We start from the raw sequence: 24916 nt of genomic DNA, 5'->3' as shown, positions 1-24916 counted from the left end.
GTCTAAACTGGGTCTTTTTGTGAAAATATTTTATAGATCGTTAAATGATCTTAAGCATTCAATTCTGCTGGGATTTTTTTGTAGCTTACGCCGCACATTTGTTCAGCAATACGTAATACCTGACAGCTATAACCAACTTCGTTATCGTACCAAACGTAAGCAGTTAAACGGTTACCAGAAGTAATCGTTGCTTGAGCATCGTATACACCTGCTGTACGAGAACCGATAAAGTCACTCGATACAACTTCAGTCGAGTTGGTATAACCAATTTGACCTTGAAGGTTAGAGTTAATCGAAATTTGACGAATGTATTCGTTCACTTCTTCACGATCAACTTCTTTATCAAGCGTTAAGTTCAAGATTGCAAGAGATACGTTTGGTGTAGGAACACGTACAGAGTTACCAGTTAATTTACCTTTCAATGCAGGTAATGCTTTAGCAACTGCTTTAGCTGCACCAGTCTCTGTAATTACCATGTTCAAAGTAGCAGCACGGCCACGACGATCTGCTTTATGGTAGTTATCGATTAAGTTCTGGTCATTTGTAAATGAGTGAACAGTTTCAACATGACCGTTAAGAACTTTATATTTGTCATCCAATACTTTAAGAATTGGAGTAATTGCATTTGTTGTACAACTTGCAGCAGAGATGATTTTGTCTTCATCTAAGATATCTGTGTTGTTTACACCAAATACAACGTTTTTCATTTCGCCTTTACTTGGTGCAGTCAATACAACACGTGCAACGCCTGGGCATTTCAAGTGTTGGCTTAGACCTTCAGCATCACGCCATTTACCAGTGTTGTCGATTAAAAGTGCGTTTTCAATACCGTATTCAGTATAGTCAACTTCACTTGGGCTAGACGCATAAATCACTTTAATGAAGTTACCGTTAGCAATGATTGCTTCGTTTTCTTCATCAACAGAAATTGTACCAGCGAAAGTACCGTGAATAGAGTCACGGCGAAGTAAAGAAGCACGTTTTGCCAAGTCACCGTCAGAAGACTTACGTACAACAATTGCTTTAAGGCTTAAACCACGACCTAAACCTGATTGGCTAATGATTAAACGAGCCAAGATACGACCAATACGACCAAAACCGTAAAGAACTACATCTTTAGGTTGTTCAGAAGTTGCGCTACCTTTGATTGACTCAACTGATTGAGCAACAAAAGCATCAACATCACCGCCTTTTTCTTTGTATTCGACAGCAAGTTTACCGATATCAACTTCTGCAGAACCAATATTTTCAACTTTTGCTAAAGCTTCTAAAATTGGGAATGTGTTTACAACAGAAAGTTCAACGTCTACAACACGTGTACGACGGTGAGTTTTCAAAATTTGGATAACAGAACGGTTAATTAAAGAGCGACCGTAAACAGATACGACAATATTTTTTTCACGGTATAATTGACCGATTAATGCAATCATACGTTCCGCGATTTCTTCACGGTTTTTCCAACGGCCTTGGTGTTCAGCGTGCAGGGCGATGATAGTGTCTTTGCTCACAGATACGTCCTCTAATTAATTATATCTAGGCGTGATTTTTAAAACCCCGTAATTGTAATGGAATTATTGGCAAGAATGAATCAAAAGCTGACGTTAGTGACTAGATTTTCCTAAAATTCATCATAAATTCATAAAATACCTATAATTATTTTTTATTATCTTATTGTTTAAAGCAGCTAAATTTTTGCTTTTTCTTACTTTTTAGGTTCTGGCGACCTAATTGAACTCATCATTTTTTAATCTTTTTTGATATTTCGTGATATTAAGTTGCAGATTTTGGGCTTTTTGCCGTTGTTGATAAAGATGAATTGCCCCTTCTAAAACGAGTACAAAAACAGCACACCAAATCGGAAGATAAGTGAACCATTCTTCTTGACCAATGCTCTCCCCTAAAACTAAAGAAGCTAAAGCAAGTAATACAGGTTCCAAATATCCTAAGAGTCCAAACACAACTAAAGGTAAAAAGCGGCTTGCCAGAATATAACTTCCCAGACCAATAGCACTTAAAATTCCAAGCCCAATAATGATCAAAGAAAGACTCGGTTGGTCTATAAATTTACTGTATGGCAGCAAACCTGTATGAGTTAAATAAATCGCAACGGGCATAATAATGACCAAATCCCACCAAAAGCCCCCTAAATTATCTGTTTTAATTTTTTTACGTAATAAAAAGTAGGCAGAATATCCAACTGCTACCAATGCAGTTTCCCAAGCAATACTTCCCAAACGCCATATTTCATGACTAACGCCAATAACTGCAAGAATAATTGCTACCCATTGAAATTTTGATATTTTTTCGCCATACAACACACTTCCAGCTAAGACAAGAACCAGCGGTAATAGGAAATATCCCAAAGAGACTTGCAACCCACGCCCATGCATCGGCCCCCACAAAAAAAGCCAAAGTTGTACTGAGGTTAAAATAGAGGTTGTGATTAATAATAATAGTAAAGAAGGCTTAGCCAAAATACGTTGGTAGATATTCTTGATATAGGCTAAATCACCACTCCACCACATAAATAAAGTAAGGAACGGTAGTGTTGCAATAATCCGCCATCCAAAAGTTTGTTCACTATCGAGCTGGCTTAATAATTGAGTATAAAAATAAAGTACACCAAAAGTGAATGATGCCATGACAGACAAGATCACGCCCTTAAACATCATCAACCTCTTAGACTTTAGTAAAAACAACTCACTACAATACTTGATTTATCCACTATAAAAAAGAAAAAACCATGTAAAAACATGGTTTTTTCTTAATCAGACATATACCACTATTCTTTATGTTCTGTACGAATAACATCTCGAATATCAAAACCTAATGTTTTTGCATAATTTAAATATTCATCCACCACTTCTTGCTCTGGATGAGGATTTCTTGATAGCACCCAAAGGTATTTACGTGAAGGCTCCCCGACTAAAACAGTCTGATAGTCTTCATCTAGCTTTAAAATCCAGTAATCCCCACGAATTACCGGAATCCATCTTACAGCTTCCGGTAAAAAACTTACCTTCAATTTGGTGTTATATGGCGGGTTAACCACAAAGGCCTCCCCGATAGATTGCTGTAATTGTTTTCTATTATCGTAGCAGCGATTATCTACTACTACATTTCCATTTTCGTTTAAGGTGTAGGTTGCAGATACATTATAAGCACATTTTTTCTGGAAAAATGCAGGCTTACGCGCGACTTCATACCAAACACCTAAATATCGGTCTAGTTCAACTTTATAGACAGTTTGTAAGGGTTTCGGCTGGGCATAGACATAGGTTCCAACAGCCAAACCAGCCAGAACGACACCGCCCAACGCAATTTTAGCCAAACGCCAGCTGGCTTGCGGAACATTATTTCGAAATGCCATTGTTGCCCTCAACGATTAGTTGTGAATACAAAAGAACTCAAATATCTACAGTAGCTTGTTTTTTAAACACATTATGTAGCGTTATGTATTCGTTTATTGCAACATTTGCGCTTTTAGTCGAATGATTTCATCACGTATCCGTGCTGCTTGCTCAAACTGTAAATCTTTCGAAGCTTTTAACATCTCTTTTTCAAGCTTAGTAATATGCTTACTAAACAATTTTGGATCAGAGAGAATATGTCTTTCGTCAGCACTTAAAGCTTGTGCTTGTTCAAGCACCTTCTCATCAATTTCGTCGTCTGAAAGCACTACGCCTGAATCAATTTCTTTGATGACCTGACGAACAGCACTACGTGGCGTAATACCATGCAACTCGTTGAACTCAATTTGTTTAGCTCTACGGCGTTCAGTCTCATCTATTGCTTTTTGCATAGAATCAGTAATTCGGTCAGCATATAAAATTGCTTTACCTTTCACGTTACGCGCGGCACGACCAATTGTCTGAATGAGTGAGCGTTCTGAACGTAAAAAACCTTCTTTATCTGCATCTAAAATAGCAACTAAAGAAACTTCTGGCATGTCGAGACCTTCACGCAACAAGTTAATACCGACTAAAACGTCGAATACACCTGTACGTAACTCATGAATAATTTTGACACGTTCAACCGTATCAATATCAGAGTGTAAATAAGCGACTTTAACCCCGTATTCTTTTAAATAAGAAGTCAGATCTTCCGCCATACGCTTTGTTAAAGTGGTCACTAACACACGTTCATTTAGGTTCTTACGAATATTAATTTCAGAAAGAACATCATCAACCTGAGTTAATACAGGACGAACTTCAATTTCAGGGTCAATTAATCCTGTTGGACGTACCACCTGTTCAACCACTTGGTCAGACTTTTCTAACTCATATTTAGCAGGTGTTGCACTGACAAAAATGGTCGTCGGCACAATGCGCTCCCACTCTTCAAATTTCATTGGTCGATTATCAAGTGCGCTTGGTAAACGGAAACCATAATTTACTAAATTTTCTTTACGTGATCGGTCACCTTTATACATCGCTCCAATTTGCGGAACTGTAACGTGTGACTCATCAATAATCAGTAATGCATCTTCTGGTACATAATCAAATAAAGTTGGAGGCGCTTCACCAGCTGGACGGCCCGATAAATGACGTGAATAGTTTTCGATACCATTGGTATAGCCCAACTGTTGCATCATTTCTAAATCATAACGGGTACGCTGCTCAATACGCTGGGCTTCCAGCAATTTGTCATGTTCACGGAAGAATTTAAGTTGATCTTGTAACTCATCTTTAATTGTATCAATAGCACGAGTTAGATGATCTTTCGGTGTTACATAATGGCTTTTTGGATAAATTGTAACACGTGGAACTTTACGGACCATTTTACCCGTTAACGGATCAAACCAACGGATCGAATCGACCTCGTCATCAAATAGTTCAATACGAATCGCATGTTGATCAGATTCGGCAGGGAAAATATCAATAATTTCGCCGCGAATTCGATATGTACCACGTAAGAACTCAAGTTCATTACGCGTATATTGCATTTCAACCAAACGGCGGATAATTTCATCACGACTTACACGGTCGCCCTCAACCACATGCAGTAACATTTGCATATAAGCATTTGGATCACCCAAACCATAAATTGCAGAAACCGAGGCCACAATAATTGCATCACGACGCTCTAATAAAGCACGTGTTGCTGATAGTCGCATCTGGTCAATGTGATCGTTAATGGCAGCATCTTTTTCAATAAAAGTATCTGAGGATGGAACGTAAGCCTCGGGTTGATAGTAATCATAGTAACTTACGAAATACTCAACCGCATTATTAGGGAAGAACGCTTTAAACTCTCCATAAAGCTGGGCAGCCAAAGTTTTGTTATGAGCCATTACAATTGTAGGTCGCTGTGTTTGAGCGATCACATTCGCCATGGTATAGGTTTTACCCGAGCCAGTTACACCCAGCAATAACTGATTACGAAAACCATGCTCGATACCATTTACCAGCTTTTCAATGGCCTGTGGCTGATCACCTGCTGGCTGATAATGAGTGACCAAATCAAAAGGTTGATTTTCGTTCAAAGGTATCTCTCTTTATGAAAAATTGAATTTAACGTCTCCCCTTTTAATGGGGATTTTTATCTTAATTTAAAGTCTAAATTGAGCTTGAAATTCAATGTAAAAGATTAAGCATCTTAACACTTGACCAATACCCTAATCGGTTGCAACATGAAGCTATCCATTAAACAAAAAGTATAACCATGACCTATCAATATCATGATGAAAGTATTGTAACCGAACTTCCCGAAGATACAGTTTTTGTATTTGGAAGTAATCTTGCTGGACAACACGGTAGTGGTGCAGCGCGCGTTGCAAGTCAGCACTTCGGAGCAGTTGAAGGTGTAGGTCGTGGCTGGGCTGGTCAAAGCTTTGCAATTCCAACTTTAAATGAACACATTCAACAAATGCCACTTTCACAAATTGAGCACTATGTTGAAGACTTTAAGATATACACAAAAAATCATCCTAAAATGAAATATTTCATTACTGCATTAGGTTGTGGCATCGCAGGCTATAAAGTTTCTGAAATCGCTCCTCTTTTTAAAGGTATTTATCACAACGTTATCTTTCCGGAATCTTTTAAACCCTATGTAGAAGATAATGCAGTATCTCAATTTCCGACTTTAACTCAAAAGATGGTACAAAGTTTCATTAATGATGAAGTTATTTTTTACTTTAATCATGGCAGTGAATCATTTGAAGAAGCTTTAGATAAAACTGATTTATCAGATGCTGAAAAAGCAATAGCTCTTATTGTCTTAAATGAAGAGTTGTATCCACGAGATCGTTATGGACGAGGTCGTGATCATGAGCTTAGTGATATTTTAGGGAAGTTAAACGGTAAAATTTTCAATCTTCATGGAAACTCTGAGGGTGCCATGATTTTTGTAAGTGCAGTTGTTGCACTGATGGAACTTTACGATTTTGATGAGCAAGATTTTATTAAGTTATGGCGTGGTGAAAAAAACATTGATCACCCTATTAATCGTTAATTTTTCTTATGAATTTATGAGTTAAGCAGATAATCTCTGCTTTCTCATTATTTTATTTTTTAATTACATTTAATCCTTTTATTTTTAATTATTCTAATATATTTAAACTCTTTATCCTCCCAAATTTTAATTTTTCTCATTATACTTTAAGGCAAACTGAATACTTAAAGAAACATATGGAAACTTTAGATTCTTCGATTTTTGACCTTAGCCCAATTCCGATGTGGATTGAGGATTTCAGTGAAGTTAAACAACAATTTGATTTATGGAGAAAGCAAGGAATTGAAAACCTTCATGAATTTTTAAATCAAAATAAACACTTAGTTATCGAATGCGCTCATAAAATTAAAATTATTCGTGTTAACCAAAAAACTTTAGAACTTTTTGAAGCAACAACACACGAAGAACTATATTCAAATTTGAATCTCATTTTTAAAAAGGAAATGTTCGAATCACATATTTATGAGCTTGAAGCGTTATGGAATGGTAAAACCCATTTTTCAAGCACTACTGTGAATTACACCTTATCAGGCAAACGTATTGATGTTCAGCTAAGAGGTTCCATTTTACCTGGTTCTGAATCTACTTTTGAGCGGGTATTAATTACTACCGAAGATATTACTCCCTATCAAAATGCACTCCGTCAGGAAGAAAAAAATCGTCGACTGGCTGAATCTATGTTTATCTACTCGCCTACTTCGTTGTGGGTCGAGGATTTCAGCCGTATAAAGAATAGAATTGATCAACTTAGGCTATTGGGAATTGAAGACTTCAGAACTTTTCTAGATGTTCATCCTGAGTTTGTCCGCCAGTGTGTAGAAGATATTTTAATTTTAGATGTTAATCAGGCCACGATAGATTTATTTAAAGCACCAGATAAAACCACTCTGTTAAAAAATACCCATAAAATTTTTGCCGAAGAGATGGTGGAAACTTTTAGAGAACAACTCATCGAGTTATGGCAAGGTAATATCCATCATAAACGTGAAGCCATTAACTACGCTTTAGATGGCCAAATAAGAAATGTGTTGCTTCAATTTACCGTTTTTCCGGGATATGAAGAGAATTGGGGATTAGTACAAGTTGCACTGACAGATATTACTGCCCGGAAAAAAGCGGAAAACTATCTTGAATATTTAGGGCAACACGATGTTCTTACTAAACTATATAACCGTGCTTTTTTTACAGAGGAACTTAATCGCTTAAACCGAAGTATTATTCGACCAGTTTCTTCAATTTTTTTAGATATGAATGGATTAAAAGAAACAAATGACCAGTTTGGGCATGATATTGGAGATGGTTTATTACGCCGTGTTGGAAATATTTTAAGTCAGGCTATTTCAAATACAGCCTATACTGCATCCAGAATCGGTGGTGATGAGTTCGTGATCTTAATGCCAGGTGCAGATGAAGCGAACGTTCAAATTATGCTTCAAACGATTCAAGAGCTTTTTAATATCGACAATCAATATTATTCAAGCCATCCAGTAAGTATTGCAATTGGACATGCAACCACTCAAACAAATGAACAAATTGAGGACATGTTAAAACGAGCAGACCACCACATGTATCAAAAGAAAAAAAGTTATTATCAAGAAATTTTATTCAATCAATAAAAAACAGGCATATTGCCTGTTTTTCAAAATTAGCGTTTTCCCATAGAACGACGCGTACCACGTGGAGGCATCCATGTTCTATCCGCGTATTGCTCTGGTTTTGGACGCACTTGGTTGTGTACCGCATCATCTGCTTGATTGCTTTCATTCGGCATTGGGAATGGCAATTTCACCAAAGCCTTTTTCTGTTTTGGCTGTTGCTCAGTCATGATTCATTCTCGAAATTTCGATTGCGACCTATTATAAATGATTTTTATCATTTCTTTTCAAAAAAGCTTCAATTGAGTAAAACAGCAACAAGAACCTTCTTAAATTAAACTTTTTTACATCTAAAAATACCCGTATCCGCAAATTGCTTAATTTTTGCGATAAGATAGTATGCTTTTTATTTTTTAATCCCATAAGAGGAATATTGCCGTGGACGTACGTCTTTCTGATCGTGTCAATGCTATCAAACCGTCCCCTACACTTGCTGTAACGAACAAAGCTGCTGAACTTAAAGCTGCTGGCAAGAACGTGATTGGTTTAGGTGCTGGCGAGCCAGATTTTGATACCCCTCAACACATCAAAGATGCTGCAATTGAAGCGATTAATAATGGTTTCACCAAATATACGGCTGTAGATGGTACTCCTGGGTTAAAAAAAGCAATTATTGCTAAGTTTAAGCGTGATAATAATCTTGATTATCAAGCGAACCAGATTTTGGTTTCTTGTGGTGGTAAGCAAAGCTTCTTTAACTTAGCACTTGCTCTATTAAACAAAGGCGATGAAGTGATCATTCCAGCACCTTTCTGGGTAAGCTATCCAGATATGGTTATTATTGCTGAAGGTACTCCAGTCATTGTGAAATGTGGCGAAGACCAACGCTTCAAAATCACTCCTGAACAATTAGAAGCTGCGATTACACCTAACACTCGTTTAGTAGTATTAAACAGTCCATCTAACCCGACAGGTATGATTTATAGCAAAGCTGAATTAGAAGCTTTAGCTGAAGTTTTACGTCGTCATCCACAAGTATTTGTTGCATCTGACGATATGTATGAACCAATTCGTTGGGAAGATGAGTTCTACAACATCGCAACTGTTGCACCTGATTTATATGACCGCACGATTGTATTAAATGGTGTGTCTAAAGCATATGCAATGACAGGCTGGCGTATTGGCTATGCAGCCGGTCCAGCAAAAATCATTGGTGCAATGAAAAAAATCCAATCTCAATCAACTTCAAACCCAACTTCTATTTCACAAGTTGCTGCTGAAGCTGCATTGAATGGTCCACAAGATGTTTTACAACCAATGATTGAAGCATTCAAACGCCGTCATGACCTAGTTGTAAATGGCTTGAATGACATTAAAGGGATTTCTTGCTTACCTGCTGATGGTGCTTTCTATGCCTATGCAAACATTCGTCCTCTTATTCGTGCAAAAGGCTTAAAATCTTGCACAGAGTTCTCTGAATGGTTACTAGAGGAAACTGGTGTAGCAGTTGTTCCTGGTGATGCTTTTGGTTTGGGCGGTTTTATGCGTATTTCATATGCAACAGCTGACGAAGTACTTGTTGATGCATTAGCACGTATCAAAAAAGCTGCTGACTCCATTGAAGGTGTAGATGCTGCTATCGCTTCAATTGAAGCTGAAAAAGCTGCGAAATAATCTACATTTTACACAAAAAGGGTTCTCTTGAGAGAACCCTTTTTTAATTCACTTATGCATTTTTGGCTTTTTGCGGTCTTACATAAATAACTAATAAAATTCCAAATAAAACCATAAAACTCGATAAAATCACCCGCCCCGTTACAGCCTCATTTACAAATAGGCTTCCACCTATAATCGCCAAACATGGCACACTTAGCTGTACTGTACTCGCTGTCATCCGATCAATATGCTTCAAAATCGCATACCAGAGTACATAAGCCCCGCTTGAAGTGACACCACCCGACAAAATCGCTAAGATCCATCCTTGCACGTCAATGTAGCGATCTTGGGCAAGTAATACATTTGCCAACAAAACCATTGGCACAGCTAGCGTAAAATTTGCCAACGTACTACCAATAGGCTGCGTCATATTGCGACCCGCGATGCTGTATCCCGCCCATGCCAAACCAGATATCACCATAATTAGAGCATATCCCCAATCAGGCGCATGAGTACCGGGTAATAACAAAACACTGATTCCAGCTAAAGCAATACATAGGCCTATACCACGGTACATGCCAATCTGCTCACCCTGCCAATAGGCATAAAGCACCATAGTCAGCTGTACAACTCCAAACAATAAAAGAGCACCAATACCAGCGTCGATCTGAAGATAAGCATACGAAAATGCCAAAATATAAACCGCTAGAAAAAATGCGTTTTTTAAACTCCATTGGACTTTGGTTTGAAACGATTTTGAATATAAAAACAATCCAAATAAAACAACCGCACCACTTCCCACTCGTATTAGACTAAAAGTCATTGGGTCAATATGTTGGCCTGTCAAAGCCAAACGACACAATACAGAATTTGCTGCAAAAGCCGCCATTATGAGTGCAATTTTAAAAAGCATTGTCCTTATGCTCCTGTTATTTCTTATAGTGTAAAAGAAGTCTTTCTTATCTATCTAATTCATTATGCAACTCATTTAATTCAATTTTTATAATAAAGGAATTTTATATTAAATGGACAAGTTTTTAAGATTCAACTTATCAGTTCAATCTTTAACTCTAGAATTGACTTATCGATGACTTAATAATAGGCTAATATCAAGTTCCATTTTAGAACCTTAATAATTAAAGGACCCAAAAAATGAAAAATCCGATGGAAATGACTGGCCTTGAATTTTTACAAGCAATGATAGAAGGCCATATTCCACCTGCCAGCATTAGTAAAACAATACCTATGCAACCTACTGAAATTTCAGAAGGATCTGTTACCTTTAGAGCCCAAGCAGATCATAACCATTTAAATCCACTCGGTGGCGTACATGGCGGTTTTGCTGCCACCGTCCTAGATTCAGTGACTGGCTGTGCAGTACATACGATGTTACCTGCGGGTGTAGGTTACGGCACAATCGACCTTAACGTAAAAATGTGCCGCCCTATTCCTCAAAATCAGGCTTTAATTGCAACAGGCAAGGTTATTAATTTAAGTAAAAATTTAGGTATTTCTGAAGGAAAGATTATTGATGAGGAAGGTAAACTGTATGCCTATGCAACAGCAACCTGCATGATTATTCGTCCATAATTATTAAAGGCAGCCTTAAACCGCTGCCTTTTTTATTGAGTCACCTGAATTATCTGGACGTTCACAAGTTTGTGCAATCACATACGGCGCCCAAATATTTTTAAGTTGGAGTTCGATAATTTCTTGATGCTCGGTAGACCAAGCTAAAACTTTATTTTTACCCAACAATAACTCCCCTTCTAATTGAAAAATATATAAAGATTCAGAAGAGTTTAATAGTTTCGAGCTTTTTAAAATCTTAAGTGAATTATGCACATTCCATTTAGAGCTAAACCAAAGCTGCAATAAATCGCCTAAATATAAATCCTGCTTTTTGAAAGGATAAGCATTAATCCATGCACCTTCAACAAGTGTGTAATAAGATTCTGATTGATTTAAGATATCGAGATAATTGTGTTGATAGAAATCAAAATTAGAAAAAATAGAAGCGATCGTAAGCGTTTTCATACTTATCTCCGATTTAGCCATTTTAGTGCTGGCAAGTTGGTTTAAATCCACACTGTTTGGATTTCTCCAAACGCTTGTTCTTTTTTGAATCTAGCAATTGATTTTTTAAAGTGCAAGTAATTTCTTAACTCATCACTCAACTGATCAAATAAAAAGCATACAACACAAAAATGAAGTAAACATGACAATTTAGACTTGACCCTTCTCAAAATCTCCTTATAATCTCATGCAGATTCTCCCATAGCTCAGTCGGTAGAGCGACGGACTGTTAATCCGCAGGTCCCTGGTTCGAGCCCAGGTGGGAGAGCCAAATACTAAAAAGCCCGCAGCATTAAAGCGGGCTTTTTTTTGCCATAAATTTATCAATAATTATAAAAAATCCCCTATCAGCAGATAGAGGATTTAATTTTTTTATTAGAGTCTTTATTAGGTTTAACGCTCTAACCTAACTCGAAAGAATATATTTTCTTCTTAAATTATTATTCCACTTCAACCACTTTTAAAGGATTAAAAGATTGAGTGGTCGGCATCATTTCAATACGATTAATATTAATGTGTGGAGGTTGTGAAGCAATCCAAGCTACTGTATTTGCAATATCTTCAGGCAAAAGTGGATTCTTTTTATCATATAGACTGTTTACTTTATCCTCATCACCTTTAAAACGCACAAGAGAAAATTCAGTACCTCCACACAAGCCTGGTTCAATGTTAGTTACGCGCACACCAGTACCAGCCAAATCAGCACGAAGATTTAGACTAAATTGCTCCACGAAAGCTTTGGTTGCCCCATATACATTGCCCCCTGGGTATGGGTATGTACCTGCAATAGAGCCCATATTAATAATCAAACCTGATTTTTTCTTTACCATACTTGGCAAAATTAATCGGGTAATCGTAACAAGCCCCTTAACATTGGTATCAATCATCGTGTACCAATCATCTAATTCTGCTTTATCTGCGGGTTCCAATCCTAATGCCAATCCAGCATTATTCACCAATAAATCAATTTGATTGATTTGAAATTCAGTTGGTAAATCAACCAATGCCTTATTTATATTTTCTGCCGTATCCGTCATGTCAAATACTAATGGGTAGAATTTTTCACCAAGTTCTTGTTTTAGTTCTTCTAGTTTTTCTGCTCGTCTTCCGCAACCAATAACGTTATATCCTAACTCAATCAGCTTTTTTGAAATGCTATAACCAAAACCTGCCGATGCACCTGTAACTAATGCTAACATTCTTATATCCTTAGAAATGATCAACTATTTCAGTTGAACTCATGATGAACATATCAACCTTTATATTTACACAATATTTATTATTAGCCTAAAAAAATAAAAGTTTTTTTAAAAATTTTAAGAGAAATTAAAATCTATAAAAAATATATTTATTAAATAATTATATGTATTAAAAAACTAAAAGCAGAACAAGCTTACCGCCAAAGAGATAATACTCACCTAATAAAAAAGTTTACCGTGAAAGGTAAACTTTTTTTATTTGAGACATCCAAGACTAAGCAGGAATACCACTATGAAAACGGAAAGTATCATCTGGTGTTAAAATCAGATTCTTTTCAACTTCACGGATATGATCAATTCGCTGCTGAATATCCTCTTTAGGATCTTTCATTTTTGCAGTTTTTGCCACATCAATCGCAAGTGCGAGATAGTCTTCAAAATGACGAGACTCTGACTTAAGCAAATATCGATAATAACGTCCTAACTCATCATCTACACGCGGAGCAAGTGCATAAAAACGCTCACATGAACGAGCCTCTACGAATGCACCAATCACCAGCACATCAATTAAAGCTTCAGGCTCATATGTACGAATTTCTTTACGCAACCCACCTGCATAACGTCCGGCACTTAAACCAGTCCACTCTTGACCACGCTTAGCCATAAGCTCAAGCACTTGTTCGTAGTGAAGCATTTCTTCTCGTACAAGTTGAGCAAGTTTTACTTGTAAGTCAGGAAAGAAGCTATAGCGGAACATTAAGTTCATTGCTGTACTAGCAGCTTTCTTTTCACAATTAGCATGATCTTGCATCAAGATATCTAAATTATTGATTGCTTCATCCAACCATGCTTTTGGTGTTTGACAACCTAAAAAGGCCACCACAGGTTGCATTAATTCATCGTAATTGATACTCGACATAACCAACTATCCTGCTGCCTGAATCGCTGTTTTCATATCTTTAACAGCTTGAACCAGACCTACAAAAACACTTTCAGCAATAATTGAATGACCAATGTTTAATTCATGAATTTGTGGAATAGCTGCAATTGGCGCAATATTTTTAAGGTTAAGGCCATGACCTGCATTTACAACCAAACCTTTTGAAGCTGCATACTCAACACCTTTGATAATGCGCTCTAACTCGGCTTGTTGATCTTGCTCCGTTTCCGCATCTGCATATGCACCCGTGTGCAACTCAATCGTAGGTGCGCCACACGCAACTGCTGCATCAATTTGGGCTAAATCAGCATCAATAAATAATGATACGTCGCAACCAATGGCCGCTAAAGTTTGAGTTGCAGCTTTAACTTTTTCAAAGTTACCCACTACATCCAAACCACCTTCAGTTGTTACTTCTTGGCGTCTTTCTGGAACAAAACATACGTGCTGCGGCTGAATTTCTTTCGCAAACTCGACCATTTCATCAGTAACAGCTAACTCTAGGTTCATACGCGTTTTTAATAATGGACGCATGCGACGTACATCGTCATCTTGAATATGGCGACGGTCTTCACGCAAATGCAAAGTAATCCCCTCTGCACCAGCTTGTTCACAAATAAGAGCAGCTTCCACAGGGTCTGGATAAGTAGTACCGCGCGCCTGTCTCAAAGTAGCAACATGGTCTATGTTTACACCAAGCAATGCAGCCATAAATAAATCCTAATTACGATTGAGTTTGAGTATTTTGAATCCACAATTGTCGACTTTTTAGGGGACGATCTCCTAAAAGCGATGTAATCATTTGACGGTATAGTTTACCTAATAATTGCAATTGTTCGTGAGAAAAATCCTGACCTTGCTCATAATCCAACATAGATAAAATCGCTTTACCTGACAATGAAGAACGGCTTGCCTGAATAACGGGTGCAAAACCTTCAGTCACCTGAAATTGATAAAACTGGTGGGCCTGTATTGGCTGTTGTTGAGTATCAATTGAGAAATCAATCGCGTAACCCAGCTCAGGAAGTAAAACATGTTCGAACTGGCGCAAAATCTGTCTCAGAAAAAGATCAGGATTTTCGTGGGAAGATAATTGCTGTAATTGAAGTAAAGTTAATTGATATTGCTCAAAAGTTTGTGGCATTGCCTCTTCTAATGGGCAAAGTCTAAGAACAATTTCATTTAAATAAAATCCGGCAAAAAAAGCATCACCAAAAAAGAAAACAGGCTGATTTAATATTTCCAGCTTAGTAAAATTTTTGAGTTCACTTTTACCTGTGGCTTGCAGTCGAATAGGTTGATATTGAGGGGGCGGAGTCTGTCTTAAAATACCATCAACTCGCCCATATTCCTGAGTAAAAAGATGCACAATATGACTTTTTTCACGGTACTTACGGTGATGAATCATATATCCATGGAGGACTTCATTGCGCATCATAAAAAGAATCTATTCCTCAGATTCTTTTTCTTTTTTATCATCCTCATCATCACCGTCAGGAATAACAGCACCTACAACAGCTGCTGTACCTTTAACCACCCCTTTAGTAGTTTTATAGGCGATACCTACTGGTACGGTTACAAGCTTATATACACAACCTTGTAACATCAATGTACATCCAACTATAGCGATTAATGATGTAATTGTTTTCATACCAGCATCCTTATCCTTTAGATATCACTGTATCCTAAGCTTTTGAGAGCACGCTCATCATCAGACCAGCCACCCTTCACTTTCACCCAAAGTGTGAGCATAATTTTTTGCTCAAACATTTTTTCCATGTCTTTTCGAGCATCCATACCAATCGTTTTAAGCTTGGCACCTTTTTCACCAATCACAATGGCTTTTTGACCAGCGCGGTCTACAAAAATCGTTGCATCGATATAGGTACAAGCTGGTTTTAAACGACCAGTTTTTTCATTAACAGTTGCTTCTTCTGTTTTGAAAGATTCAATTTGTACTGTTAAATCATAAGGAAGCTCTTCACCCAACTGACGCATGATTTTTTCGCGAATAATTTCACTTGCCAAGAAGCGTTCAGAGCGGTCAGTAATCTGATCAAATGAATACAATGGTGGTTGATAAGGAAGGTATTTCTCAATCGTTTCACTCAAGTGTTCTAAGTTTGCACCACGCAAAGCAGAAACAGGAACAATCTCAGCAAAATTCATAAGTTTGGCACGTTCTTGAATGAGAGGAAGAATCTCTCTTTTATCTTCAAACGTGTCCGCCTTATTAATGACCAAAATAACCGGCATTTCAGCGTTCTTGAGTTTTTCAAGCACTAAATCGTCGTTTTGAGTCCACTTATAAGCATCGATAACGAATAAAACTAAGTTAACGTCACGTAATGCAGAATGAGCAGCACGGTTCATCATTTTATTAATAGCACGCACTTCTTTTTTATGCATACCTGGGGTATCTACATATACCGCCTGCATCTTTTCGCGCGAATCAATACCAATAATTTTATGACGTGTTGTTTGAGGTTTACGCGAAGTAATAGAGAGCTTTTGACCCAATAAATGGTTCATAAGGGTAGATTTACCCACATTTGGACGTCCCACAATCGCCACAAATCCGCTCTTAAAATCCGAAGGGATTGTTACACCTTTGGAACTAAAAAATTGATCAATCAGATTATTAGGATCTTGGTTTTCATTTGAATCTGGATTGATTTGATCAGAATGCATCGACATGCAGGTTATTGCTCCAATAACTTTAAAATTTCCGCCGCTGCTGCCTGCTCGGCAAAACGACGACTTGAACCCTCACCATAAATCTTCGGTAAACCATCTACCACACATTCCACTTTAAAGTGCTGATGAGGTGCATCACCCTGAATATCTACAACCTCGTAAACAGGGAGAGGTTTTTTACGTGCTTGTAGATACTCTTGTAAACGTGATTTCGGATCTTTGAGTTGATCCGTAGGTTCTATATGGTCTAAATAGGGTATGTACCATTTTAGCACAATATCTTTAAGTAAGTTGAGATCACCACTATCAAGATAAATTGCACCAATAATCGCTTCTACCGTATCTGCTAATATTGACTCACGATGATGACCACCAGATTTCAACTCGCCTGTACTTAATATTAAACACCGACTAAGTTGCAAATCGGTTGCAATCTTACCTAACGCTTCTTGGCGAACTAAGGTCGCACGCATACGCGTGAGACGACCTTCATTTTCATTTGGATAGGCATGATATAGATAATTGGCGATTATCATGCCTAATAATGAATCGCCGAGAAACTCTAAGCGCTCGTAATTGTATTTGTGACTCACCGAACGATGAGTCAAAGCTAACTGTAACAATTCAAGCTGCTTAAATTGATATCCGATTCGACTCAGTAAGCGAGGATCACTTAGTTTGAACTGATGTTTTATCAAAACTCTTCTCAAATGTTAAAACTAAATCAATATTGAATAAGAAAGGTTTTCTTACTTCATATTTCTTTTTGACCGTTAGACCTGACTGATTAAACACTTGAGCGATCTCTTTAAAGTGGAGATCACGAATATTGTTCATTTCGAGTCGCTGATCCATTTGTGTTACAAACTTTTGTGGTGTGGTCTCAGAAGAGCTTTCTTGTAAAAGCTCTTCTATCTGATTATTAATCAGCCGATCATCCCAATATGCTGGCCAAACTGCAAGTACAGCTTTTACTGCAATTGCAAATATAACCACCCCAAATAAAATTGCTAAATACGAAGTACCCTGTTGTGCCTTACGCATTTCTTTTTTTCCTAATGGTTGTTTTTAATCTATTTTTCCATTTCGGCTGAAGTTAGGAAGGTGTAAACCCGGTTCTTTATGCATCCACACGTAGAATGCTCGTCCTGTTAAGTTTTCTTCAGGAACGAATCCCCAGAAACGACTGTCTGCACTTTGATCGCGGTTATCCCCCATTGCAAAGTAATGTCCTTTTGGTACAGTCACTTCCCAATATAAACCGTCTTGGTTCGCATATTTACCATTTTCAACATAGTTGATAAACGGTGCTTGGCGCGCCACATTTACGCCTTCAAGCTCACGCATCGTAAAGGTATGCTCACCAATCGTCTCTTTATGATAAATAGACGTTGGCGTATCCATCACATCTTTTTCACGGCTGAACTGTGTTAATACTTTCGGTACTTTTTGCCCGTTAATAATTAATTGCCCATGGTCATAAACAATATGATCACCAGGTAAACCGATTACACGTTTAATATAACTAATAGTCGGTTGAGGTGGATAACGGAATACAATTACATCACCACGCTTCGGTTCGCCTACATCAATAATCTTCTTATTAACGATAGGTAGACGTACACCATAATCAAATTTATTCACCAGAATAAAATCACCAGTTTCTAAAGTTGGCACCATAGAGTCCGATGGAATATTAAATGGCTCATAAAGAAATGAACGAAGCACAAGTACTACAGCTAAAACTGGCCAAAAGTCATAGGCCCATGTAATGACAAAATTTTCGTTCCCGCGTCCTTTATTTGCACGCTGTTTTAATACAAGTTTATCTAACAACCACACTGCAAATAGAATCAGCGTAACTGGAACAAGAATTAAATTAAAATCAAAATCCACATGACCTCACTCGCAGCCTCGCTGCTTGTATTACAGTGGGGAAAGGAAATTATTCACTTTCCCCACCCTCATTTCTTATCTTTCTACTTTCAATACAGCCAAGAACGCTTCTTGTGGAATTTCAACACTTCCCACTTGTTTCATACGTTTCTTACCTTCTTTTTGTTTAGAAAGTAGTTTTTTCTTACGCGAAACGTCACCACCATAACATTTTGCCAATACGTTTTTACGCATCGCTTTTACGGTAGAACGGGCAATAATTTGTGCACCGATTGCTGCCTGAATAGCAACATCGAACATTTGGCGAGGAATTAAGTCTTTCATTTTCTCAACCAATGCAATACCACGATGGCGTGCATCATTACGGTGACAAATCATAGCCAAGGCATCAACCTTTTCGCTATTAATTAACACATCAACCTTAACTAAAGCTGAACTTTCAAAACGTACAAAGTTATAGTCTAAAGATGCAAAGCCGCGAGAGCATGACTTTAATCTGTCAAAGAAATCCATAACGACTTCAGCCATCGGGATTTCAAATGTAATAGAAACTTGGTTACCCAAGAATTTCATATCTTTTTGTACACCACGACGTTCGATACATAGTGTCATTACGTTCCCTAAATATTCTTGAGGAACAAGGATATGACACTCCGCAATTGGTTCACGTAAATCTTCTACAGTCGATCCATCTGGCATTTTTGATGGACTATCGATGTAAATCGTTTCGCCTTTCTTGGTTAATGCCTCATAAATTACGGTAGGTGCAGAACTGATGAGGTCAAGATCGTACTCACGCTCTAAACGCTCTTGTACAATTTCCATGTGCAGCATACCTAAGAAGCCACAACGGAAACCAAAGCCTAAAGCATCCGAACTTTCTGGTTCAAAGAATAAAGCCGAGTCATTGATCTGTAATTTTTGCAATGCTTCACGGAACGGTTCAAAGTCACTCGCATCAATAGGGAAAAGACCAGCATATACTTGCGGTTTAACCTTTTTGAAACCTGGTAAAGTTGCAACGTCTGGTGTAGAAGCAAGAGTAATTGTGTCACCTACTGGTGCACCAAAAATATCTTTAATACCAGCAATAACAAAACCTACTTCACCAGCTTCAAGAATATCTGTTTCAGTATGCTTAGGATTAAATACACCTACAGAAGTGACCGGATGAGTTTGTCCTGTCGATTTAACCAACATTTTGTCGCCCTTGCGGATACGACCTTGTTTAATACGAACAAGAGAAACTACGCCTAAGTAGTTATCAAACCATGAGTCGATAATTAATGCTTGTAATGGTGCTTCACGATCACCTTCTGGCGCCGGAATAACATCGACTAAACGCTCGAGTACACCTTCAACACCTAAACCAGTTTTTGCTGAACAGGTTGGTGCATCTGTCGCCTCAATCCCGATAATTTCTTCAATTTCATGAATTACACGTTCAGGTTCAGCCTGTGGTAAATCAATTTTATTTAGAATAGGAAGAACTTCTAGACCTTGTTCAATTGCTGTATAACAGTTTGCAACTGATTGAGCTTCAACGCCTTGTGCAGCATCTACAACCAGTAGCGCACCTTCACATGCAGCTAATGAACGAGAAACTTCATAGGAGAAGTCAACGTGCCCTGGCGTATCAATAAAGTTAAGTTGGTATTCCTGACCATTTGGATGGGTGTAATACAGCGTGACAGAAGCGGCTTTAATGGTAATCCCACGTTCACGCTCAAGCTCCATTGAGTCTAAGACCTGAGCTTGCATTTCACGATCTTGTAGACCGCCACACATCTGAATAAAACGGTCAGCCAATGTAGACTTACCATGGTCAATGTGGGCAATAATCGAGAAATTTCGTATATTTTTGATATCGACGGATTTTTTAGCTTGCGCCATGGGTTACCTTGAGAAAATATAGAGTGCTATGTAGCTTGTTTTAATACACAGCCAAAGCGGTTAAATAAATTGCGTGAGATTATAACAGATGCATATTTTAAAGTATCCAAAATAATCATTAGCTTTGTACTTATGTTTTAAAAAAGGACAGTCAAAGTAAGCGTCTTACTTCAAATTATCGAGCATACGAAACGGTAAAATCGTAAGGGTTTATGCTTGAGTCAAGCGGCTTATATGCATGGGTAAAAGTTGGTGACATTCGTTTTGGACGTCCTGTAGCAATTTCAATACATGCCCATTTGGTATTTCCAACAAATAATACGGCCTGATCTGATGGACGAAAAAACACATACTGGCGGAATGAATAAAGTGCATTAATGTCATCTAACCATGTACGTAACACAATTTGTTCGCCTTCAAATGCAGCTTTACGATATTGCACATGATGCTCAACCGCGACCATGGCGTGTTTTAACTCAAGATATTTAGTTACCCCTACTCCCAAAGTTTCAACATGAGCAGCAGCTACATCCTGCATCCATTGAACATACATTACGTTATTTACATGCCCTAACGCATCAATGTGATGTGGCTGCACCTGAATATGTAAATCAAAAATACTACTCACAAATGAACACTCTTATTTATTAACCTTAAAACTGAAATAAGTGTAGGTAGATATCGCTAAACGCTCAAGATAAATAATAAAAACCACCCATTTTCAGGGTGGTTTATTGATTGGGTTAAGAATTATTGAATACGTAAACCAAGCATTGCGCGCTGTCCCTGACGAATAATAGCAACACGTGCTACGGTATTTTTCGGCAAGTTAGAAACAACTTTTGCAAAATCCTGACTATTTAAAATTTGGCTATTATTGACTTGGGTAATCACATCACCTGGAATGATATTGGACAATGACGCTAAACCGCCACGGCGAACATCTTGTACATAAATACCTCCTTTCACGCTCAACGCATTTTTTTCCGGTTCAGCTAGATCACGAATACTCATGCCTAAAACTGGCCCTTTAGATGCAGCACCTTGTGCACCAGTAGCAGGTGTTTCATCTGGCGCAGTCGTTAAGGTTGCTGAAATATTACGTGTTTTATCATCACGTAACACTTCAAACTGAACAGTTTGATTTGGCTGTACTTTGTTTAATGCATACAGTAAATCACTCGTACGAAGTACAGGCGCACCATTTAATTTTAAAATCACGTCGCCCGCTCTTAGCCCTGCTTTTTGTGCAGGTGAGTTCGGAGAAATTTGAGTAATTAAAGCACCTTCAGGTTTTGGTAATTTGTACGCATCAGCAAGGTTTCGGTCAATATCTTGCATCATCACCCCTAGATAAGAGCGTGTGACTTTACCTTTTGTTTTAAGCTGATCGGCAACATCCATAGCTACATCAATCGGAATAGAGAAAGACAAGCCCATATAGCCGCCAGTACCACTAAATATTCGAGAATTTACCCCGACTACTTCACCATTTTGATTAAATAATGGACCACCAGAGTTACCTGGGTTTAAAGCCACATCAGTTTGAATAAACGGCACCGAAGTTTCACCGCTCATGTTCCGTGATTTTGCACTGACAATGCCGGCCGAAGCTGAGTAGTCAAAACCAAACGGCGAACCAATAGCTAAAACAGGTTCTCCGACACGTAAACGATCAACATTTCCTACTCGTAAAGCTGGATAATTTGTTCCGTTTACTTTTAACAAAGCAACGTCTGTACGCTCATCACTACCCACCACGGTTGCATCAATTTCACGGCGGTCATTTAGAGTGATGCTGATACGCGAGGCATTTTCAATCACATGATGGTTTGTGAGTAAGTAACCATCTTTACTAATGAAGAATGCACTTCCGTAAGCTGTCTTTTCTTGTGGACCTTGTTGCTGTGGAATGATGACCTGATTGCCAAAGAAACGTTTTAAAATTTCAGGAACTTGCTGTTGCAACAGTTCATCCTGAGTCATTTTTTTTACGACATTTACACTCACCACTGCTGGACTAACTTGTTCAACAAGATTTGAAAAATCAACAGCAGCATTTGCTTGAACAGCAGCAACTGTAAATACCGCTGCATACATTCCTTGTTGTAAATAGCGAGATTTCATTCGGTGCTCACCCACAATTGGTCTACGAGAATAAGGATAAAAATGTTGTATCACAACGCTTTGAGGTTGTGCGTAACAATATGTTTATTTGTAATACGTCATCACAAGGATTATTTTACGCATTGCAACTTTTTAAGCCAATTGCAATTTTTCTCTGAGTTAGAGCGCTTAAGCTCTTGCCTTTTTAGGTAAAAAGGGGTGTCATTAGCGGACGTTTTAAATTGATGCGAATGGACATGCCTAATTTACAGACAATTCACCACTTTGACGTGATTATTGTGGGCAGCGGCGGCGCTGGTTTAAGTCTGGCTTTATCGTTACCAAATCATTTTAATATTGCAGTTTTAGCCAAAGCTGCTCTAACCGAAGCAAGTACCTTTTATGCTCAAGGTGGCGTTGCTGCTGTTCTTGACGAGACTGACTCTATTCAACAGCATATTAATGACACTATGATTGCAGGTGCTCATTTATGTGAAATGGACGCGGTACAACATACCGTAGAAGGCGGCCGCCCTTCTGTTGATTTTCTTTTAAAACAAGGCGTGCAATTTACCTTAGATGAAGATGAACAACTTCACTTAACTCGCGAAGGTGGTCACTCGCAGCGTCGCATTATCCATTCCGCTGATGCAACAGGCAAAGCCATTTCAACCACTTTAGTTGAGCGTGCCAAAGAACGTAAAAATATTACTATTTTTGAAAACTATATTGCGATTGATTTAATCACCTCACATAAATTAGGCCATACCGACCAAGCGAATCGCGCTATTGGTTTATATGCATTAGATGAAAATACTGAAAAGGTTCATACTTTCCTTGCACCATTCACCGCGCTAGCTTGCGGCGGTGCGATGAAAGCTTATCTGTACACATCTAATCCAGATATTGCCACAGGTGATGGTATTGCTATGGCTTACCGCGCAGGTTGCCGTGTAGCGAATATGGAATTTAATCAGTTTCATCCAACATGTCTCTATCATCCTCAAGCCCGCTCTTTCTTAATTACTGAAGCTATGCGTGGTGAAGGTGCTTATTTGCGCCTACCTGATGGTGAACGTTTTATGCTGCGTTTTGACGATCGTGCAGAACTGGCTCCTCGCGATATTGTGGCACGTACCATTGACCATGAAATCAAACGTCTCGGTATTCGTCACGTGTGGTTAGACATTACCCATAAATCACCTGAGTTTATTAAAGAGCACTTCCCTACACTTTATGCAAGATTGCTTGAGTTAGGTATCGACATTACCAAAGACATGATTCCAGTGGTACCAGCAGCTCACTATACATGTGGTGGTGTTGTGGTTGACTCAAATAGCCAGACAGATATTGAAGGTCTCTATGCGATTGGTGAAACGTCATATACGGGCTTACATGGTGCAAACCGTATGGCAAGTAACTCATTACTTGAGTGCTTCGTTTATGGCATGAGTGCGGCAAAAGATATCGAAAATAAATTTGATGAAAACTTCAAATTACCTGAAGTACCAACTTGGGATGACTCACAAGTAACTAATCCAGATGAAGATGTTGTGATTTTACAAAACTGGGATGAGTTACGTTCGACCATGTGGAACTACGTTGGTATTGTAAGGACTACTAAACGTTTAGAACGTGCTTTACACCGTATTGAAATGTTAAAACGTGAAATCACCGAATATTATCAAGACTACCGTGTTAGCAAAAACCTGATTGAACTGCGTAACCTTGTTTTAGTATCGGAAATGATTGTGCGCTGTGCTATGCAACGTAAAGAATCACGTGGTTTACATTACACACTCGATTATCCGGAAACTTCCAGCGAGATTCGTAAAACTGTTTTAACTCCTCCAAATTTTGCAGTAGAACAGCCATTGGTTAATACTGATATTTAAACTGTTCTTCTACAAAAAAGCACAGCTCTGACTGTGCTTTTTATTTGGTTTGATATTTATGGTCTAGGTGGGATTGAATAAGTCGCCGTCACATGCGCAACAGGTTCATCCAGACCAACTGAATAAATCCAAACCTCACCCACCACTAAACTCTTTCCGACTTTCATGAGTTTACATTCACTACGTAAGTCTTGATCACCCGCAGGTTTTCTTAAAAAATTAATATTAAAGTTGGTGGTTACGGCTAAACCGATAATTCCGATTTCACCTAATATGGCAATATATAAAGCAAAGTCTGCCAAAGTCATCATGGTTGGGCCAGATATGGTGCCACCAGGACGTTGATGTCTTTGATCAACATGATAGTAAACGACAGCAGCTTTAGGCGTGACTGATTCAATCGTGCAGTGTTCAAGACTTGGTGGAAATTCCTTTTCAAGAAATGCCACGATTTCTTCTTTTGAGCTTTTCATCCTTGTTATTCTTCAATCTATAAAATCATATGTA

General features: G+C 38.2%; 26 protein-coding genes and 1 tRNA gene. 6 read left to right on the top strand and 21 right to left on the bottom strand.

The window, feature by feature from the left end:
- Positions 1-50: 50 nt before the first annotated feature.
- The 4 genes from AC52J8_RS05100 to uvrB form a co-directional block, all read right to left on the bottom strand.
- Positions 51-1508: a glyceraldehyde-3-phosphate dehydrogenase gene (locus AC52J8_RS05100; protein WP_002118702.1), complete on the bottom strand. Its 1458-nt coding sequence runs from the start codon at positions 1506-1508 to the stop codon at positions 51-53.
- Positions 1509-1724: 216 nt separating this feature from the next.
- Complete coding sequence (rarD, locus tag AC52J8_RS05095; RefSeq protein ID WP_081038681.1) at positions 1725-2672, bottom strand: EamA family transporter RarD; 948 nt, start codon at positions 2670-2672, stop codon at positions 1725-1727.
- Between the two features lie 110 nt (positions 2673-2782).
- On the bottom strand, positions 2783-3370 hold the full coding sequence (locus AC52J8_RS05090) for a lipocalin family protein (protein WP_032055225.1): 588 nt from the start codon (positions 3368-3370) through the stop codon (positions 2783-2785).
- A 93-nt stretch (positions 3371-3463) separates the two neighbouring features.
- Complete coding sequence (gene uvrB, locus AC52J8_RS05085) at positions 3464-5485, bottom strand: excinuclease ABC subunit UvrB (protein WP_086399794.1); 2022 nt, start codon at positions 5483-5485, stop codon at positions 3464-3466.
- Between the two features lie 179 nt (positions 5486-5664).
- Between uvrB and AC52J8_RS05080 the strand changes: the two genes are divergently transcribed.
- Both AC52J8_RS05080 and AC52J8_RS05075 read left to right on the top strand, forming a co-directional pair.
- The gene (locus tag AC52J8_RS05080; RefSeq protein WP_086399793.1) at positions 5665-6456 is read left to right on the top strand and encodes an A1S_2505 family phage non-structural protein; all 792 of its coding nucleotides are present in this window, start codon (positions 5665-5667) and stop codon (positions 6454-6456) included.
- A gap of 176 nt (positions 6457-6632) precedes the next feature.
- Positions 6633-8072, top strand: a complete 1440-nt coding sequence (locus tag AC52J8_RS05075) for a sensor domain-containing diguanylate cyclase (protein WP_086611385.1) — start codon at positions 6633-6635, stop codon at positions 8070-8072.
- A 29-nt stretch (positions 8073-8101) separates the two neighbouring features.
- On the opposite strand, the gene AC52J8_RS05070 is transcribed toward AC52J8_RS05075, so the two are convergent.
- On the bottom strand, positions 8102-8281 hold the full coding sequence (locus AC52J8_RS05070) for a hypothetical protein (RefSeq protein WP_002118942.1): 180 nt from the start codon (positions 8279-8281) through the stop codon (positions 8102-8104).
- Between the two features lie 208 nt (positions 8282-8489).
- Between AC52J8_RS05070 and AC52J8_RS05065 the strand changes: the two genes are divergently transcribed.
- The gene (locus tag AC52J8_RS05065; RefSeq protein ID WP_002118408.1) at positions 8490-9725 is read left to right on the top strand and encodes a pyridoxal phosphate-dependent aminotransferase; all 1236 of its coding nucleotides are present in this window, start codon (positions 8490-8492) and stop codon (positions 9723-9725) included.
- Between the two features lie 52 nt (positions 9726-9777).
- Here AC52J8_RS05065 and AC52J8_RS05060 read toward each other — a convergent pair whose 3' ends face one another.
- Positions 9778-10620: a DMT family transporter gene (locus AC52J8_RS05060; RefSeq protein ID WP_197738975.1), complete on the bottom strand. Its 843-nt coding sequence runs from the start codon at positions 10618-10620 to the stop codon at positions 9778-9780.
- Positions 10621-10859: 239 nt separating this feature from the next.
- On the opposite strand from AC52J8_RS05060, the gene AC52J8_RS05055 reads away from it, so the two are divergent.
- The gene (locus AC52J8_RS05055) at positions 10860-11297 is read left to right on the top strand and encodes a PaaI family thioesterase (protein WP_017480580.1); all 438 of its coding nucleotides are present in this window, start codon (positions 10860-10862) and stop codon (positions 11295-11297) included.
- 15 nt (positions 11298-11312) lie between these two features.
- Here the strand turns inward: AC52J8_RS05055 and AC52J8_RS05050 are convergent, their stop codons facing one another.
- Positions 11313-11744 carry a hypothetical protein gene (locus AC52J8_RS05050; RefSeq protein ID WP_197738974.1) on the bottom strand — a complete coding sequence of 144 codons (432 nt, stop codon included), beginning with the start codon at positions 11742-11744 and terminating at the stop codon, positions 11313-11315.
- A gap of 41 nt (positions 11745-11785) precedes the next feature.
- Entirely contained in the window at positions 11786-11932 is a 147-nt protein-coding gene (locus tag AC52J8_RS05045; RefSeq protein WP_079381033.1) for a hypothetical protein, read from the bottom strand.
- Between the two features lie 46 nt (positions 11933-11978).
- Between AC52J8_RS05045 and AC52J8_RS05040 the strand changes: the two genes are divergently transcribed.
- Positions 11979-12054 (top strand) — tRNA-Asn (locus AC52J8_RS05040).
- A 169-nt stretch (positions 12055-12223) separates the two neighbouring features.
- Here AC52J8_RS05040 and AC52J8_RS05035 read toward each other — a convergent pair.
- From AC52J8_RS05035 to AC52J8_RS04980, 12 genes are all read right to left on the bottom strand, one after another.
- Positions 12224-12982, bottom strand: coding sequence for an SDR family oxidoreductase (locus AC52J8_RS05035; protein WP_017386245.1), 759 nt, complete (start codon positions 12980-12982; stop codon positions 12224-12226).
- A 274-nt stretch (positions 12983-13256) separates the two neighbouring features.
- Positions 13257-13901 (bottom strand): MiaE family protein, encoded by a 645-nt coding sequence (locus tag AC52J8_RS05030; protein WP_069030771.1) that lies wholly within the window; start codon positions 13899-13901, stop codon positions 13257-13259.
- A gap of 6 nt (positions 13902-13907) precedes the next feature.
- Positions 13908-14633 carry a pyridoxine 5'-phosphate synthase gene (pdxJ, locus tag AC52J8_RS05025; protein ID WP_017386244.1) on the bottom strand — a complete coding sequence of 242 codons (726 nt, stop codon included), beginning with the start codon at positions 14631-14633 and terminating at the stop codon, positions 13908-13910.
- 13 nt (positions 14634-14646) lie between these two features.
- Positions 14647-15360, bottom strand: a complete 714-nt coding sequence (gene recO, locus AC52J8_RS05020; protein WP_086399790.1) for a DNA repair protein RecO — start codon at positions 15358-15360, stop codon at positions 14647-14649.
- Positions 15361-15369: 9 nt separating this feature from the next.
- Entirely contained in the window at positions 15370-15573 is a 204-nt protein-coding gene (locus AC52J8_RS05015) for an NF038104 family lipoprotein (RefSeq protein WP_005067833.1), read from the bottom strand.
- A 17-nt stretch (positions 15574-15590) separates the two neighbouring features.
- Positions 15591-16613 carry a GTPase Era gene (era, locus tag AC52J8_RS05010; protein WP_079381034.1) on the bottom strand — a complete coding sequence of 341 codons (1023 nt, stop codon included), beginning with the start codon at positions 16611-16613 and terminating at the stop codon, positions 15591-15593.
- An 11-nt stretch (positions 16614-16624) separates the two neighbouring features.
- Positions 16625-17317 (bottom strand): ribonuclease III, encoded by a 693-nt coding sequence (gene rnc / locus AC52J8_RS05005; RefSeq protein WP_005067830.1) that lies wholly within the window; start codon positions 17315-17317, stop codon positions 16625-16627.
- A complete protein-coding gene (locus AC52J8_RS05000; RefSeq protein ID WP_086399789.1) occupies positions 17289-17663 on the bottom strand; it encodes a DUF4845 domain-containing protein in 375 nt (124 codons plus the stop codon). Before AC52J8_RS05000 ends, rnc begins: the two co-directional genes overlap by 29 nt.
- A gap of 24 nt (positions 17664-17687) precedes the next feature.
- Positions 17688-18515 (bottom strand): signal peptidase I, encoded by an 828-nt coding sequence (lepB, locus tag AC52J8_RS04995; RefSeq protein ID WP_005067825.1) that lies wholly within the window; start codon positions 18513-18515, stop codon positions 17688-17690.
- Between the two features lie 75 nt (positions 18516-18590).
- Complete coding sequence (gene lepA / locus AC52J8_RS04990) at positions 18591-20408, bottom strand: translation elongation factor 4 (RefSeq protein WP_002118606.1); 1818 nt, start codon at positions 20406-20408, stop codon at positions 18591-18593.
- 175 nt (positions 20409-20583) lie between these two features.
- On the bottom strand, positions 20584-21036 hold the full coding sequence (locus AC52J8_RS04985; RefSeq protein ID WP_002118612.1) for an acyl-CoA thioesterase: 453 nt from the start codon (positions 21034-21036) through the stop codon (positions 20584-20586).
- 122 nt (positions 21037-21158) lie between these two features.
- A complete protein-coding gene (locus tag AC52J8_RS04980) occupies positions 21159-22535 on the bottom strand; it encodes a Do family serine endopeptidase (RefSeq protein ID WP_032004437.1) in 1377 nt (458 codons plus the stop codon).
- A gap of 230 nt (positions 22536-22765) precedes the next feature.
- On the opposite strand from AC52J8_RS04980, the gene nadB reads away from it, so the two are divergent.
- Positions 22766-24409 (top strand): L-aspartate oxidase, encoded by a 1644-nt coding sequence (gene nadB / locus AC52J8_RS04975; protein ID WP_000367525.1) that lies wholly within the window; start codon positions 22766-22768, stop codon positions 24407-24409.
- Between the two features lie 56 nt (positions 24410-24465).
- Here nadB and AC52J8_RS04970 read toward each other — a convergent pair whose 3' ends face one another.
- Positions 24466-24882, bottom strand: a complete 417-nt coding sequence (locus tag AC52J8_RS04970) for a PaaI family thioesterase (protein ID WP_086399788.1) — start codon at positions 24880-24882, stop codon at positions 24466-24468.
- Positions 24883-24916 lie beyond the last annotated feature (34 nt).

It is taken from the genome of Acinetobacter sp. S-1, assembly GCF_059579785.1.
The sequence above is the reverse complement of the archived record's forward strand: the minus strand, read 5'-3'. Positions and strand labels throughout refer to the sequence as shown.

What these genes read in the sequence shown, in the direction of transcription:
- pdxJ (WP_017386244.1), bottom strand. Translation starts at nt 14,633, where the DNA reads ATGGCTGCATTGCTTGGTGTAAACATAGACCATGTTGCTACTTTGAGA.
- AC52J8_RS05080 (WP_086399793.1), top strand. Translation starts at nt 5,665, where the DNA reads ATGACCTATCAATATCATGATGAAAGTATTGTAACCGAACTTCCCGAA.
- recO (WP_086399790.1), bottom strand. Translation starts at nt 15,360, where the DNA reads ATGATGCGCAATGAAGTCCTCCATGGATATATGATTCATCACCGTAAG.
- AC52J8_RS05055 (WP_017480580.1), top strand. Translation starts at nt 10,860, where the DNA reads ATGAAAAATCCGATGGAAATGACTGGCCTTGAATTTTTACAAGCAATG.
- AC52J8_RS05035 (WP_017386245.1), bottom strand. Translation starts at nt 12,982, where the DNA reads ATGTTAGCATTAGTTACAGGTGCATCGGCAGGTTTTGGTTATAGCATT.
- AC52J8_RS05000 (WP_086399789.1), bottom strand. Translation starts at nt 17,663, where the DNA reads ATGCGTAAGGCACAACAGGGTACTTCGTATTTAGCAATTTTATTTGGG.
- AC52J8_RS05070 (WP_002118942.1), bottom strand. Translation starts at nt 8,281, where the DNA reads ATGACTGAGCAACAGCCAAAACAGAAAAAGGCTTTGGTGAAATTGCCA.
- AC52J8_RS05030 (WP_069030771.1), bottom strand. Translation starts at nt 13,901, where the DNA reads ATGTCGAGTATCAATTACGATGAATTAATGCAACCTGTGGTGGCCTTT.
- lepA (WP_002118606.1), bottom strand. Translation starts at nt 20,408, where the DNA reads ATGGCGCAAGCTAAAAAATCCGTCGATATCAAAAATATACGAAATTTC.
- AC52J8_RS05015 (WP_005067833.1), bottom strand. Translation starts at nt 15,573, where the DNA reads ATGAAAACAATTACATCATTAATCGCTATAGTTGGATGTACATTGATG.
- era (WP_079381034.1), bottom strand. Translation starts at nt 16,613, where the DNA reads ATGCATTCTGATCAAATCAATCCAGATTCAAATGAAAACCAAGATCCT.
- AC52J8_RS04970 (WP_086399788.1), bottom strand. Translation starts at nt 24,882, where the DNA reads ATGAAAAGCTCAAAAGAAGAAATCGTGGCATTTCTTGAAAAGGAATTT.
- AC52J8_RS05050 (WP_197738974.1), bottom strand. Translation starts at nt 11,744, where the DNA reads ATGAAAACGCTTACGATCGCTTCTATTTTTTCTAATTTTGATTTCTAT.
- AC52J8_RS05090 (WP_032055225.1), bottom strand. Translation starts at nt 3,370, where the DNA reads ATGGCATTTCGAAATAATGTTCCGCAAGCCAGCTGGCGTTTGGCTAAA.
- AC52J8_RS05060 (WP_197738975.1), bottom strand. Translation starts at nt 10,620, where the DNA reads ATGCTTTTTAAAATTGCACTCATAATGGCGGCTTTTGCAGCAAATTCT.
- AC52J8_RS04980 (WP_032004437.1), bottom strand. Translation starts at nt 22,535, where the DNA reads ATGAAATCTCGCTATTTACAACAAGGAATGTATGCAGCGGTATTTACA.
- nadB (WP_000367525.1), top strand. Translation starts at nt 22,766, where the DNA reads ATGGACATGCCTAATTTACAGACAATTCACCACTTTGACGTGATTATT.
- AC52J8_RS05075 (WP_086611385.1), top strand. Translation starts at nt 6,633, where the DNA reads ATGGAAACTTTAGATTCTTCGATTTTTGACCTTAGCCCAATTCCGATG.
- rarD (WP_081038681.1), bottom strand. Translation starts at nt 2,672, where the DNA reads ATGATGTTTAAGGGCGTGATCTTGTCTGTCATGGCATCATTCACTTTT.